Below are 14,988 nucleotides of genomic sequence, written 5' to 3' on the forward strand. Positions count from 1 at the left end.
CCAACAGTATTAATTATATAGAAAATTTTAACAAATAAAGTGAGGAAAGTGTATAATTAATATGACGGATATTTAAGGAGGGGGTTAGATGGGGGATATATTAAAAAATGCACGACCTATATGGAAACGGACTTGGTTTCGTTATCTAGGGGCATTTTTTATTGTTCAGTTACTGTTTATTCCGCATTAACGGGCAGTAAGACCCCCACCTCAAAATTCAGCGAAAGCGAAGAAGTTAGGTGGGGGATCAACTGCCCGTAAAAGCCCGAATGGTTCAACTAATAATCAGTGGGGGATGAACAAAACCCCCACTGATTAAAGTTTCACTTTATTTTGTGTGAAATAACTGCGTGGGCACCAAACTTTAGGCCAGGCGGAGAGTTTTTTAATAGAATATTAAATTCTCAATTTTTCACTGAATGGTTCACACTCTATACAATCCCGCAATTTAACGTATTTACAGCATTTTTTTCGATTACATTACTACCATATGCATTAGTAGGTGCAATGAAAGATATAACATCAAGAAAAAATATAAAGGAATAATAGAGGTATAATATGCTTTTTCAAAAAGAAGGTTTATTGATTAGATACGTAATGGAAGATGATGCATCTATCGTTTCTAAATGGTTAACGGACCCAGCAGTCCTGCGGTATTACGAAGGACGAGATAATCCGCAGTCTGTAGAAAAGGTGCTTGATCATTTTATACATAATCCAAACAATAATGAAAAAAGATGTTTAATAGAATTTGATACCGTTCCGATTGGTTACATACAAATGTACCCAGTTGATTCAGAGTGGAAAGCGTTATATGGCTATAAAGAATCACAAAATGTATGGGGAATGGACCAATTTATCGGTGAACCAGCCTATTGGGGAAAAGGAATTGGACAAAAACTCGTTCAGGCAGCAATTACATATATTATGGGTGAAATGAGAGCAGAAGCAATTGCAATGGATCCGAAAGTAAATAATGAACGAGCGATAAAGTGTTATGAAAAATGCGGATTTAAAAAAGTAAAGATTTTAAAGGAACATGAGCTGCATGAGGGGAAATTAGAAGATTGTTGGATGATGGAATACAAACAATTATAATGAATATGCAATGGCTTATATAAACGAAGGGAGCTGTGCGAAATGAAAAAAGCGTTAATCGTAATTGATGTGCAAGCGGGTATGTATACAGCTGGAATGCCAGTACATAATGGGGGAAAGTTTTTACAAACACTGCAAGAGCTTATTATGGAATGTCGTTCAAATGATATCCCAATTATTTATGTCCAACATAACGGTCCTAAAGACCATCCGTTAGAAAAAGGTACGGATGGATGGCGAATCCATGCGGCCATCGCTCCGCAAGAAGGAGATAATATTGTTGAAAAGACGACGCCAGATTCATTCCATAAGACAAACTTAAGCGAAGTGTTACAAGAGAAAGGAATTGAACACGTTATTCTTTCGGGAATGCAATCAGAGTATTGTGTAGATACGACAACGCGCAGAGCATGTAGTGAAGGATATAAAGTAACGTTAGTGAGTGATGCGCATAGTACATTTAATACAGAAGTGTTACGTGCTGAAGATATTGTGCAACATCATAACGCAGTATTGGGAGCGTTTGCGGATGTTGTTGCATTAAAAGACTTGAAAGTGGCTGCCTCTAAATAAGAGGTAGTTTTTTTATTAGAAAAAAGCGTCAAATATTGTCGGTAAGTCGATATTTTGAAATAATCGTTTATATAATTTCACGTACCATAATGAAAATATACAAAAAAGGAGCACCACATAATTAAAAAGGGTGCTCCTGCATTAAAATGTTACTTCTTCTTGTCTTTATCCAATATATTTTGTTCTTCAGCAAATTCCGTACCATATGCAAAGCGGCGATTAATACGAATGTTATCATTGTTGTGCCTTGTATGAGAGTTAGAGAAGCGATGAACGATTACTTCAGATAAAGTGAAGACGATGGCAGAAAGGATACTGCCCCATGCAATTTGCATATAGTTGTCTAATAAAATATTACCGAAAATCCATACGCTTAAATATGTTAATAAGAAATCCGACATAATGGCACCAGTATTGCCAATTCGATTTAAAATGATTTTATCAACGAACATGTAGGATACGATTGTAACAAAGAGACTGAATGAAATAATTTGAACAAACGTTGCAGGGAAAAATAAAGCAAGCCCAATGCTAAATGCGATAATGCACGATATAAACTTGATAAGCACTACTGTGAAATCATTCAAAATTCACACCTCCGATTTATACATAGTTTTTCAATAAATTCTGGAGTTCATACATTGTAACGGATTTATTTACGTAAAACTTTTTCATGTTCGGAATTTAGTCTAAATATTATAAAAACAACGGAAAAATGTTATAGTAAAATGAGAGTGTATGACATTTTTAGGTAAGGGGGAATCCAGGATGTGGATTACTTCAGAAGTAGAAATTCCAGATGAGTTAATCGATCACCTTGAGCAAGGAAAGTTAGTGTTATTTGTTGGAGCGGGAGTTTCTATGAAAGGGAAATCAAACTTACCGAATTTTGATGATTTAGTTGATGCAATTGCAAAAACGTTATATGTCGAAAAACGTGAAATAACAGAACCACATGATTATTATCTTGGTAAAATTGCAAAAACAAAAGATGTACATCAAGTTGCAAGAGATCTTGTTCATATAGAGAAATCAAAACCGAATCCATTGCATTTTGCAATTCCAAGGTTATTTCCTTTAGATACAGATATCCGCATTGTAACAACAAATTTTGATCAACATTTTACAACTGCAATTAAGGAAATAAATAGAGATATCAATGTTTATTATGCTCCAGCTTTACCGACTGGGAGAGCATTTAAAGGTCTTGCTTATATACATGGTAATGTAGAACAGGAGAAAGAGGCTTTAATTTTAACAGACGGTGATTTTGGAAGGGCTTACTTAACCGAAGGGTGGGCGAGAAGATTTTTAGTCGATCTATTCTCGAATTACACCGTTTTATTCGTTGGATATAGTCATAATGACCCAGTAATGAAATATTTAGCAACTGGTTTACCACCAAGTACAAGACGATTTGCTTTTGTCGCACAAGGGGAAAATACGTACCACTGGGAACATTTAGGGATAAGACCAATTGTGTATCCGAATAAAGTGAATAATCATCAATCCCTCGTAAAAGCGGTAAAACGCTGGGCGGAATTAATGGGCGATAATTATATTACGAAAAGAATGCGTATTCGGGATATTGTAACGGTTCCCCCGTCAGTAGAACAGGAACAATTATCATACATAAAGCAATCAATTAAAAAAATTGAAACAGTTCGTTACTTTGTGGAATTTGCTCATGATTATGAATGGGTCGAATGGTTAGAAGCAGAAGGTAAATTACAAAATTTGTTTATGCTTACGCCAAACTATAATGAAGTAGATGAATTACTTGCAGAATGGTTAGTGGAACAATTTCTTTTTAGTCATCAGAAAGAATTATTTCAATTAATTTATAAAAACTATTCTAAAATATCACCGTTATTATGGAGAACGATTTGTAACTACTTAAACGAAACGAAGAGTAAGATGGATCCGTTGTTGTTTGCAAGATGGACACTCTTTTTATTAGAAACAGCTGAAAAAGATAGTAGCTCTATAGAAAAGATTTCTAAGTTACTGCAAAAATGTTCTTTTCCTGAGCATAAGGAAATTGCCTTATTGTTACTAACTTTTATTTTAGATGGAAAACTGAAGTTGAAACGTGTAAGAAAATGGGGAAATGATACGCAAGAATCAATAGAACTCGAGGAATCGAGTCGCTTACCAGTATCTACATTTTCTCATGTGGAGCAAATTTGGAACGAAAAGATGAGGCCATATATCACCCATTATGCTGTTCCAATTATGATGATCGGATTAGAAAAATTGAGAATGTTGTCGTTAAGACAAACGGCACTGAAAAAAAGAAATAAGGAAGATGTAGAAAAAGATTTTCATCAAAATGATCTTGCATTTTTAATACAAATTGTAAAAGAGTGTCTAACTTATTTATGTGAAAACAATGAGAAAAAAGCGGATTATTATATTACAGAAATGATAGAAGCAAATAGTGTACTTCAAAAGCGAATTGCAATTGACGCGATGAATAAAAATATTTTTGTTCGTGTAGATGACAAAATGAAATGGTTGTTACATGAAGGACTTCTTTTAGATTTCACTTATAAACATGAAGTTTTTCAACTTTTAAAAAGGCATTATGCACATTGTTTAGAAGAAACAAAAGAAGAAGTCACTCGAACTGTAATAAAGCATCTTACAGAAGAGAGGGTATTTGATGCATGTCTCGTATTAGACTTATTATTCAAGTGTGATTCAAATAGTCCATCTACGGCAAATGGGTATGAGTTAATGAAGCAAAAGCATCCTCATTTTCATTCTGAACGATACAGTGTACAAAAGAAAGAGGATACAGCGCAAAGCATTACTTGTAATGTAACAGCTGACGGATTATTGCAGCTGAAAGATGTTGAAATTATGAAGCAAGTTCGGCAATTTTCGCAAGATGGTGTTTTTGAACAACGCCATTTTTTAGAGATGTTATCAAAAGCATGTAAATTGAATACAGAGTGGAGTATTTCATTCGCATATCAATTAGTAGGAGTGCAAGAAATAAGTAATGAAGTATGGTTTGTTTGTATTAGAGAATGGCGAAATAACCGAGGATTGACAAATGATCAAATCCAAAAAATTATTCCGCTATTGCAGAAATTTGTTAGAAATACTGCTTATCATTGGTTAATTAGTAGTTTTCTATATGAAATTAGTAATCGACTAGAAGAGTTAGAAGAGAATAGTATACGTGTTGTAAAACGCTTTGCTTTTTCAGTGTTTCCTCAAGTTATGAAGAGTGATACGGATTTTAAGCTTGGAAAACAAGATTTTTACAATGAATCAATTCAGCATCCTGTTGGGAAAATGACGGCTGTATTATTAAAGTTGTTATCATATGATCATTTATACGATCGTAATGTATATGAATATTTATTTTTATTTGAAGAACAAGTAAGAGTTAATTTGGAACGAACAAACTTTATGTTTGCTCGTTTAATAGCAGATATTACATTTCTATATCATATTGAAAAGCAATGGTGCCGAAAATATTTGTTACCATACTTAGATTTAAAAAAACAAAATGAAATTACGGAATATGCATGGGCTGGTTTATGTTACACGCAAATAAATTTACCTTTATTTACAGAAATGAAGCGTTTTATTAAGTATGCGATAGAACATTTGGAAGTATTACATCCGCATACGAGGGAAGCTTTCTTGAAGTGGCTTAGCTTTGTATTTATTAAATGTGTACTATATTGGGAGCAAAAAACAGAGTGGTTATACCCTTTACTCATACTAGAAAATGAAGAAAATAAAATTAAATTTATGCAGTTTTTATGCTATTACGTCAAAACATTAAGCGTAAAAGAACAACAAAAATTTTGGACAGCTTGGCTCAGTGTATTTTTACGAGAACGACCAAAAATGGGTGAGATAACTGCGAGAGAATATGTAATGCTTTTACGTATTATCTTATACATGGATGAAATATTAGAAAAAGGATTATGTATTATGTCTCGTGCATTTTCAAGTGTACATGGTAAATGTACAGGTGAGGAAATGAAGCAGTTATTGATTGAAATGCTTCATAAAAAAGAAAGTATGAAAGCGCATAAAGAAATGTTTGCAAATGTGTTTTTTATTTTACTACAAACATGTCACGAAGCCGTTTTATTTGAAAAAGAAATCATACAAATAAAAGAATTATTAGTTCAGTATGAAGTAGAGGAATATGTTTTACATTTACTAGAAAATGAAATAATTCGCATAGGAATTGTAATGGGTGATTTACAAAAAGAATTATAGGATGAAAGTGGAATTTTAAAAAAATATATAAAAAGTTGTTGACAGTGTTTTAAAAAGCGTTCTATAATACGAATCATACTTATTCAATTTCAAAAACATTTGAATAAACAAAGTGCAATGAAGAGATCACAGTAGTGGTTAGTCTTACTGTAACAGAGAGCTGGTGGTTGGTGTGAACCAGTACAGGGATAATCATGAATTACAGTCTTGGAGCATCTTTTTCGTAATAAAGATAGTTTGTCTTTATGAGGAAAAAGCGGTCAATTGATCGTTAACAGTGAAGAGAGGTAGACGGAAAGTTAGTCTACAACTAGGGTGGTACCGCGATAAATATCGTCCCTACTGATTTATTCAGTAGGGACTTTTTGTATTTTAGTGGTCCAACTTGAAAATAAAATAGTCATGCATTGAAAGGAAAAGCAGTAGTTGTTGTTTCCCTGTAACAGAGAGCTGGTGGTTGGTGCGAACCAGTACAAAAACAAGAGCGAATTACAGTCCTGGAGCATCTTTTTCGTAGTAAAGATAGTATTTGTCTTTATGAAGGGAAAGACGGTCAGATGATCGTTAACAATGAAGAGAGGTAGACGAAAGAAGTCTACAACTAGGGTGGTACCGCGATAAATATCGTCCCTACTGATTGCATCAGTAGGGCTTTTTTGTACAAAAAAGTGGGTTTTTAACTAGTAGTTCATGTCTTTGTACGAATTATTAGTTTAAAATAAGAAGAGGTATCGATTCCACTATAAATTTGTATAATTAACCAGTTCAGAAAATAGAGAATCTTTTATTCTCTTACTATACTTTTAAAACATTAGAGGAGGATTTCCAAATGGCAAATCATGAATTAGATCAATTACGTAAACAGGTAGATGAAATTAACTTACAACTATTACACCTTTTAAACAAACGTGGTGAAATTGTTCAAAAAATTGGAGAGCAAAAGCAAGTACAAGGTACGAAACGCTTTGATCCAGTACGTGAGCGTGAAGTACTTGATATGATCGCAGAGCATAACGAAGGACCATTCGAAACATCAACTGTTCAACATATTTTCAAAACGATTTTCAAAGCAAGCTTAGAGTTACAAGAAGATGATAACCGCAAAGCGTTACTAGTATCACGTAAAAAGAAACAAGAAAATACAATCGTTGATGTAAAAGGTGAATTGATTGGAAACGGAACACAAACGTTCATCATGGGACCTTGTGCAGTAGAAAGCTTAGAGCAAGTTCGTCAAGTAGGGCAAGCGATGAAAGATCAAGGCTTAAAATTAATGCGCGGCGGTGCATTCAAACCGAGAACATCTCCATACGATTTCCAAGGTTTAGGAGTAGAAGGACTTCAAATTTTACGTCAAGTAGCAGACGAGTTCGACTTAGCAATTATTAGTGAAATTTTAAATCCGAACGATGTTGAAATGGCATTAGACTACGTTGATGTAATTCAAGTTGGTGCACGTAACATGCAAAACTTCGATTTATTACGTGCTGTAGGTAAAGTTAACAAACCAGTATTATTAAAACGTGGATTAGCAGCAACAATTGATGAGTTCATTAACGCAGCGGAATACATCATTGCGCAAGGCAACGATCAAATTATTCTTTGTGAGCGTGGTATCCGCACATACGAAAGAGCAACACGTAACACATTAGACATTTCTGCAGTACCAATTTTAAAGAAAGAAACACATTTACCAGTTATCGTTGATGTAACACATTCAACTGGACGCAGAGATTTATTATTACCAACAGCGAAAGCGGCACTTGCAATTGGCGCAGATGCAGTAATGGCTGAAGTGCATCCAGATCCAGCAGTTGCATTATCAGATTCTGCACAACAAATGGACATTCCAGAATTCCATAGATTCATGGATGAGTTAAAAGGTTTCAAAAATAAATTATCTTAATTCCATATCATATATGCATTGAAGAGGAAACAGTAGTGCTTATCTCACTGTTAAAGAGAGCTGATGGTCGGTGTGAATCAGTACAAAGGTAAGCATGAATTACAGCCTTGGAGCATCTTTCCCGACAACTTATGGAGGGGAAGACGGTCAAACGATCGTTAAAGAAGAAGAGAGGTAGACGACAGTTGTCTACAACTAGGGTGGTACCGCGATAAACATCGTCCCTACTGAGCGCTCAGTAGGGACTTTTTTGTACAAAAAAATAGTAAAGGGGCAAGAGAAATGAGATACATTACAGCTGGAGAATCACATGGACCGCAGTTAACAGTTATTTTAGAAGGTGTACCAGCAGGTTTGACACTTACGGCGGAACATATTAATAAAGAATTATTAAGAAGACAAAAAGGTCATGGACGCGGAAGACGCATGCAAATTGAAACAGATACAGTTGAAATTGTAAGTGGTGTTCGTCACGGGATGACACTTGGATCACCGATTACGTTAATCGTAAAAAATGATGATTTCAAACATTGGACGAAAGTAATGGGTGCCGAGCCAATTTCGGAAAAAGAAAGTAAAGACATGAAACGTACAATTACAAAACCACGTCCCGGACATGCGGATTTAAATGGAGCAATTAAATATGGTCATCGTGATATAAGAAACGTATTAGAGCGCTCATCTGCAAGAGAAACGACAGTTCGTGTAGCTGCTGGTGCAGTTGCAAAACAAATTTTAAGCGAATTAGGCGTGGAAATTGCAGGACATGTTCTTGAAATTGGTGGAGTAAAAGCAAAACATATTTCAAACTTATCAATTGAAGAAATTCAAACAATTACTGAAAACTCACCAGTTCGATGTTTAGATAAAGAAGTAGAGCAAGAAATGATGAATGCGATTGACAACGCAAAAAGTAGTGGAGATTCAATCGGTGGCATCGTGGAAGTCATTGCAGAAGGTATGCCAATTGGCGTTGGTAGTTACGTTCATTACGATCGTAAATTAGATGCAAAACTTGCTGGTGCAATTATGAGTATAAATGCATTTAAAGGTGCTGAAATTGGCGTAGGTTTTGAAGCGGCACGACAACCTGGAAGCAAAGTGCATGATGAAATTCTGTGGGATAAAGAAAAAGGATACACGAGAAAAACGAATAATGCCGGCGGTTTAGAAGGCGGTATGACAACAGGTATGCCAATTGTCGTAAGAGGCGTTATGAAGCCAATTCCTACTTTATACAAACCGTTAGCAAGCGTTGATATTGATACGAAAGAAGAATTCCAAGCGAGTATTGAAAGATCTGATAGTTGCGCAGTACCAGCAGCGGGTGTAGTAGCTGAATCTGTTGTGGCATGGGAACTTGCAGATGCACTAGTCGAACAATTCGGAAAAGATCGTATGGAATTATTAAAACAAAACATTATGCAACACAATAACTACGCAAAAGAATTTTAATAAAAAGGTGGGTTTAACGTGCAAGTAAAGGATCAACTATCATCATTACAACCATATAAACCAGGTAAATCACCAGAACAAATGAAAGAAGTGTACGGAGATCATTCGTTTGTGAAATTAGCATCGAATGAAAATCCATTCGGTTGTTCACCGAGAGTTTTAGAAGAGTTGCAAAAATCTTGGTTGGAACATTCTTTATATCCTGACGGAGGTGCTACAACGCTCCGTCAAACAATCGCAGATAAGTTGCATGTGCAAATGGAACAAGTACTTTGTGGTAGTGGTTTAGATGAAATCATTCAAATAATAAGCCGCGCCGTATTACGAGCGGGAGATAACATTGTAACAGCAGGTGCAACATTCCCGCAGTACCGTCATCATGCGATTATTGAAGGCTGTGAAGTGAAAGAAATTCCTTTAAATAAAGGTGTATACGATTTAGACGAAATTTCGTCAGCGGTAAATAATAATACGAAAATCGTATGGATTTGTAATCCGAACAACCCGACGGGCACATATGTGAATGAGCAAAAATTAACTCAATTTATTGAAGGCGTTAGTGAAAATACGTTAATTGTCATTGATGAAGCGTACTATGAATACGTAACAGCAAAAGACTTCCCTGAGACATTATCGCTTTTAGAAAAACATAAAAACATTCTTGTACTTAGAACGTTTTCTAAAGCATACGGATTAGCTTCTTTCCGCGTTGGATATGCGATCGGACAGGAAGAGCTAATTGAGAAATTAAATGTTGTACGTTTACCATTTAACGTATCTTCATTAGCGCAAAAAGCAGCTACAATTGCTTTTAGTGATGACGAGTTTATTAAAGAAATAGTTCGCGTGAATACAGAAGGATTACAGCAATACGAGAGTTTCTGTAAGGAAAACGGTATACCATTTTATTCGTCACAAACTAATTTCATCTTCTTACCGGTAGATAATGCTGGAGAGATTTATGAAGCTTGCGCACATGCAGGGTTTATTATTCGTCCATTCCCAAATGGTGTCCGTATTACAGTTGGAACAAGGGAGCAAAATGAAGGAGTGATTTCAGTGTTAAAACAACACTTTGAAAATAAAAAAAGTAAGTCTCGAGATGAGGCAAATGCGTAAAAAGGTAGTATTAATTGGAACAGGTTTAATAGGAGGCTCTCTCGCATTAGCAATTAAGAAAGAGCACGATGTAATGATAACAGGTTATGATATATTTAAAGAGCAAGTAGAGCGTGCAAAAGAATTACACGTAGTAGATGAAATAGCAGTTGATTTACAACATGCATGTGAAGAGGCACATTTAATTGTTTTTGCTTCTCCAGTTGAAGAAACGAAGAAGTTATTACACAAACTTGCGTCATTCCGTTTACGAGAAGATGTTATAGTGACTGATGTTGGTAGTACAAAAGGGTCTATTATGAACGAAGCGGAAGCTTTATTTTCAAAGGAAGTTTCTTTCATTGGGGGACATCCGATGGCGGGTTCTCATAAAACGGGAGTTGAAAGCGCAAAGGCGCATTTATTTGAAAATGCATTTTACATTTTAACACCGATGAATCATGTACCAAATGAACAAGTGGAAGACCTTAAAGTATGGTTAAAAGGAACAGGATCACATTTTCTTGTTTTAAATACAGAAGAACATGATTATGTAACAGGGATCGTTAGTCATTTCCCGCATCTTATCGCAGCAGGTTTAGTAAAGCAAGTTGAGAAGCATGCAGGAGATAATCCGCTCATTCATCAACTAGCTGCTGGAGGTTTCAAAGACATTACACGTATCGCATCTAGTAGTCCGAAAATGTGGAGTGATATTGTAAAGCAAAATCGAGAGCATTTAATGGTATTATTAAAAGAGTGGATCTCTGAAATGGAAGGTTTATATAAGACAGTTTCTACTGGAGATGCAGGCGAGATTCAAAACTATTTTGCAGATGCGAAAGAATACCGTGATTCTTTACCAGTAAGAAAGAGTGGTGCAATTCCTGCTTATCACGACTTATACGTTGATGTATTAGATAAGGTGGGGGCATTGGCTCATATTACGAGTATTTTAGCGCGCGAGGAAATTAGTATTACGAACTTGCAAATATTAGAAGCGCGTGAAGGACTGCTTGGGGTATTACGTATTAGCTTCCAAAGGGAAGAAGATCGTATGAAAGCAAAGCTAGCGCTTGGAGAAGAAGAATACCAAACTTATGAAACAATTTAAATGAGAAGGTGAAAAACGTGAAAGAAAGAACAATACAACCTGTTAATAACGGATTGAATGGCAATATTACAATCCCAGGTGATAAATCCATTTCACACCGTGCTGTTATGTTCGGTTCGATTGCAGAAGGGAAAACAACAATTAAAGGTTTCTTGTCCGGTGCAGACTGTTTAAGTACTATTTCATGTTTTAAAGAAATGGGAGTAGAAATTACGCAAAACGGTGATGAAGTTACTGTAGTTGGTAAAGGATTAGAAGGTTTACAAGAACCGAAAGCTGTATTAGATGTTGGTAATTCTGGTACAACAATTCGATTAATGTCAGGTATATTAGCTAACACACCATTTTTCTCTTGCGTACAAGGTGATGAATCTATCGCAAAAAGACCGATGAAGCGTGTAACAAACCCATTAAAACAAATGGGTGCAAACATTGACGGCAGAGAAGAAGGAACATTTACACCGCTAACAATACGTGGTGGAGATTTAAAAGCAATTGAATATATTTCTCCTGTTGCAAGTGCACAAGTAAAGTCAGCTATTTTACTTGCAGGGCTTCGCGCAGAAGGTGTAACAGCTGTTACAGAACCACATATTTCCCGCGATCATACGGAAAGAATGCTTGAAGCATTTGGTGTTAAAGTAACTCGAGAAGGAAAGACAGTGAAGCTGTCAGGTGGACAAAAATTAACAGCAACAAACATTCAAGTGCCAGGTGACGTATCATCAGCAGCATTTTTCTTAGTAGCAGGTGCAATCATCCCAAATAGTAAACTAGTATTACAAAATGTAGGAATGAATCCAACTCGTACAGGTATTATTGATGTTTTAGAGAAAATGGGTGCTACGTTCACTGTAGATCTAATTAACGAAGGGGCATCAGAACCAGCTGCAAATATTACAATTGAAACATCTTCATTAAAAGGAATTGAAATTGGCGGAGATATTATCCCTAGATTAATCGATGAGATTCCTGTAATCGCATTAGCGGCAACGCAAGCGGAAGGAATTACAGTAATTAAAGATGCACACGAATTAAAAGTAAAAGAAACAAATCGTATTGATACAGTCGTTGCTGAGTTAACGAAACTAGGAGCTCGCATAGAAGCAACTGATGACGGCATGATCATTTACGGAAAATCAGCTCTAAAAGGCAATACAGTAAATAGTTATGGTGATCATCGCATCGGAATGATGCTTGCGATTGCTGGCTGCCTGGCAGAAGGAAAAACAATTATTGAAGATGCAGAAGCAGTAGGTGTATCATATCCTACATTCTTTGATGAACTTCAAAAGTTAGCTAAATAATAAGGATGGAAAGCAGATACGTGATGTATCTGCTTTTTTTGTTAAAACGTCTTTCTAATTTCACTTACCGAACTACAAAAGTAAGAATTGTGATACAATTCAAACGGGGAATGGAGGAGAATTATATGAATGTCATACAATTAAAAGAAGATAAGTTCAGAGAAGCATTACGTTTATCAGAATACGCTTTTCAATATAAAGTAGATGAGGAACGATTACAGCAGCAACTTACAAAGATGAAGGAAAGTCATAAAATATACGGCATTATGGAAGGGGAAGACTTAGCAGCAAAACTACATCTTATTCCGTTTCATATTTACATAGGTAAAGAAAAATTTAAAATGGGTGGCGTTGCAGGAGTAGCGACGTATCCAGAGTACAGAAGAAGTGGGTATGTAAAAGAGCTACTTCAATATTCACTTCAAACGATGAAAAAAGATGGCTATACAGTCTCTATGTTACATCCATTTGCGGTTTCATTTTACCGTAAATACGGCTGGGAACTTTGTGCGAATTTAGTCACATGTCATATGACTAAGAGCGATTTAGTGATGAAAAAACAAGTAAATGGCACTGTGAAACGTTTCAATAAAGAAAATCATCCAGAAGAAGTCGAGAAGCTCTATGAAGTATTTGCAGAACGTTTTTCAGGTATGTTAGTTCGAGAGAAGAACTGGTGGTTTCAAGCGGTTTATGATGATTTAACATTAGCGATTTACTATGATGAAAATAAAAAGGCAGCCGGTTACATGTTATACAAAATAGAAAACTATAAAATGACAGTAGAAGAATTTGTACCACTGCATAATGAAGCACGAAATGGTCTGTGGAACTTTATTTGCCAGCATGATTCTATGATTAAAGAACTTGAAATGACAGTAAGTGAAAACGAACCGTTGCTATATTCATTGCAAGAGCCACGCGTGAAGACAGAAATAAAACCATATTTTATGGGAAGAATTGTAGATGTAGAGCAGTTCTTAAAACAATATGAGTTGAGCTGGAACAATGTACAGCAAGAAGTGATTCTACACATTACAGACGCATTTGCTCCGTGGAACAACGTATCAGTGAGGCTTGCGAATCATGAAATAACAATTGTAGAAGAAACAACGGAAAAAGGAATAAAACTGGATATTAATGCACTATCGGCAATAATGTTTGGTTATAAACGCCCATTAGAACTAAATGAACTTGAATTAATTAGTGGAAGTGACGAGGCAATACGGTCAATTGAGAATCTAGTACCAGTGCGTAAGCCATTTATTTATGATTTCTTTTAATTTGTATGTATGAAGGTGGGCTATCCTAAGTGGAATTTCGGGATAGCTTCCTCTTATATTGTGAATTTTTGTCGGTAAGTCAATATATCATGAAAATCGCTGATATAATTAGAGTTGCGCCAATATATCCAGAAAGTCGCTCGTATAATTACATTCACAAATAAGGGATAAAAAATCACAGCTATACTTTGTCACGCACTTGACTTTTAATTCATGTAATTTATAATTAAAAACGGAATGAATTTTCATTCCTGGAAATTGAGGTGGAAAAATGGCTAAAAACAAACAAGAGGATATTTTTGATGCTGCAATACAACTTTTTGCAGAACGAGGTTATGATGGTACAACAATTCCGATGATTGCTGAAAAAGCAAAAGTAGGCGCAGGTACGATCTACCGTTATTTTGAAAATAAAGAAGCGCTTGTTAATTCTTTATTTACGAAAAGTGTTTTACAACTATCAGAATTAATAAAAAATGATTTCCCGGTCGATGCAAATATTCGTGAACAGTTTAGCCATACATACAACCGTTTATTTGAATTTGCGAGACAAAATGCAGATGCTTTTCTTTTTACAAATTCTCACTGTGATAGTTATTTTCTAGATGAACATAGCAATGAAATATTCGAGGACTTCATGGGTTTCTTCATGAACTTGATTGAAGATGGAATCGAAAAAGGTTTGCTTCGTCCATTACCACCAATTGCTTTAATTATTATTGTATATCAACCAATTGAAAAATTAATTAAAGTAATGGAAACAGGGCAGTTAGAATATACAGATGAATTGGTAAAGGAATTGGAAGAAAGTTGTTGGAATGCTATTAGAATCATTTGATTCTATAGCGTTATAAGGATAGGAATGAACATTCATTCCGAGAGAGGTATGAAAAAGAATAACAG

The 14,988-nt window shown here is 35.5% G+C and carries 11 protein-coding genes, 2 pseudogenes and 3 other annotated features; of the genes and pseudogenes, 12 read left to right on the plus strand and 1 reads right to left on the minus strand.

Annotated elements, in window-relative coordinates; all coding sequences use genetic code 11:
* Positions 1-88 precede the first annotated feature (88 nt).
* From MHI28_RS02060 to MHI28_RS02075, 4 genes and pseudogenes are all read left to right on the plus strand, one after another.
* Positions 89-172, plus strand: a pseudogene (locus tag MHI28_RS02060) (YfzA family protein); the annotation flags it as partial.
* Positions 173-327: 155 nt separating this feature from the next.
* Positions 328-546 (plus strand): annotated as a pseudogene (locus MHI28_RS02065) (YfzA family protein); the annotation flags it as partial.
* A gap of 12 nt (positions 547-558) precedes the next feature.
* Positions 559-1,098 (plus strand): GNAT family N-acetyltransferase, encoded by a 540-nt coding sequence (locus MHI28_RS02070; protein ID WP_000898779.1) that lies wholly within the window; start codon positions 559-561, stop codon positions 1,096-1,098.
* Positions 1,099-1,140: 42 nt separating this feature from the next.
* Positions 1,141-1,671, plus strand: coding sequence for a cysteine hydrolase family protein (locus MHI28_RS02075; protein WP_000709535.1), 531 nt, complete (start codon positions 1,141-1,143; stop codon positions 1,669-1,671).
* Between the two features lie 149 nt (positions 1,672-1,820).
* Here MHI28_RS02075 and MHI28_RS02080 read toward each other — a convergent pair whose 3' ends face one another.
* Positions 1,821-2,258 carry a YndM family protein gene (locus MHI28_RS02080; RefSeq protein WP_000997702.1) on the minus strand — a complete coding sequence of 146 codons (438 nt, stop codon included), beginning with the start codon at positions 2,256-2,258 and terminating at the stop codon, positions 1,821-1,823.
* A gap of 181 nt (positions 2,259-2,439) precedes the next feature.
* Between MHI28_RS02080 and MHI28_RS02085 the strand changes: the two genes are divergently transcribed.
* The 8 genes from MHI28_RS02085 (at position 2,440) to MHI28_RS02120 (ending at position 14,923) form a co-directional block, all read left to right on the plus strand.
* On the plus strand, positions 2,440-5,922 hold the full coding sequence (locus MHI28_RS02085) for a DUF4020 domain-containing protein (protein WP_000265189.1): 3,483 nt from the start codon (positions 2,440-2,442) through the stop codon (positions 5,920-5,922).
* A 108-nt stretch (positions 5,923-6,030) separates the two neighbouring features.
* Positions 6,031-6,266, plus strand: a binding site (T-box leader).
* 54 nt (positions 6,267-6,320) lie between these two features.
* Positions 6,321-6,557, plus strand: a binding site (T-box leader).
* A 194-nt stretch (positions 6,558-6,751) separates the two neighbouring features.
* Positions 6,752-7,828 carry a bifunctional 3-deoxy-7-phosphoheptulonate synthase/chorismate mutase gene (locus MHI28_RS02090; protein ID WP_001273575.1) on the plus strand — a complete coding sequence of 359 codons (1,077 nt, stop codon included), beginning with the start codon at positions 6,752-6,754 and terminating at the stop codon, positions 7,826-7,828.
* A 9-nt stretch (positions 7,829-7,837) separates the two neighbouring features.
* Positions 7,838-8,057: a binding site (T-box leader), on the plus strand.
* Between the two features lie 53 nt (positions 8,058-8,110).
* On the plus strand, positions 8,111-9,283 hold the full coding sequence (gene aroC / locus MHI28_RS02095; protein WP_001269426.1) for a chorismate synthase: 1,173 nt from the start codon (positions 8,111-8,113) through the stop codon (positions 9,281-9,283).
* A gap of 18 nt (positions 9,284-9,301) precedes the next feature.
* Entirely contained in the window at positions 9,302-10,402 is a 1,101-nt protein-coding gene (hisC, locus tag MHI28_RS02100; RefSeq protein ID WP_001197270.1) for a histidinol-phosphate transaminase, read from the plus strand.
* Entirely contained in the window at positions 10,395-11,495 is a 1,101-nt protein-coding gene (gene tyrA, locus MHI28_RS02105) for a prephenate dehydrogenase (protein WP_001228126.1), read from the plus strand. The genes hisC and tyrA overlap by 8 nt, the downstream gene beginning before the upstream one ends.
* Positions 11,496-11,512: 17 nt before the next feature.
* Positions 11,513-12,802 carry a 3-phosphoshikimate 1-carboxyvinyltransferase gene (gene aroA / locus MHI28_RS02110; protein ID WP_000664637.1) on the plus strand — a complete coding sequence of 430 codons (1,290 nt, stop codon included), beginning with the start codon at positions 11,513-11,515 and terminating at the stop codon, positions 12,800-12,802.
* Between the two features lie 125 nt (positions 12,803-12,927).
* The gene (locus tag MHI28_RS02115; RefSeq protein WP_001100929.1) at positions 12,928-14,085 is read left to right on the plus strand and encodes a GNAT family N-acetyltransferase; all 1,158 of its coding nucleotides are present in this window, start codon (positions 12,928-12,930) and stop codon (positions 14,083-14,085) included.
* A 271-nt stretch (positions 14,086-14,356) separates the two neighbouring features.
* Entirely contained in the window at positions 14,357-14,923 is a 567-nt protein-coding gene (locus MHI28_RS02120; protein WP_001107290.1) for a TetR/AcrR family transcriptional regulator, read from the plus strand.
* The last annotated feature ends 65 nt before the right edge of the window (positions 14,924-14,988 follow it).

This window comes from Bacillus sp. FSL K6-0268, assembly GCF_038005425.1.
Classification (GTDB): Bacteria; Bacillota; Bacilli; order Bacillales; family Bacillaceae_G; genus Bacillus_A; species Bacillus_A thuringiensis_S.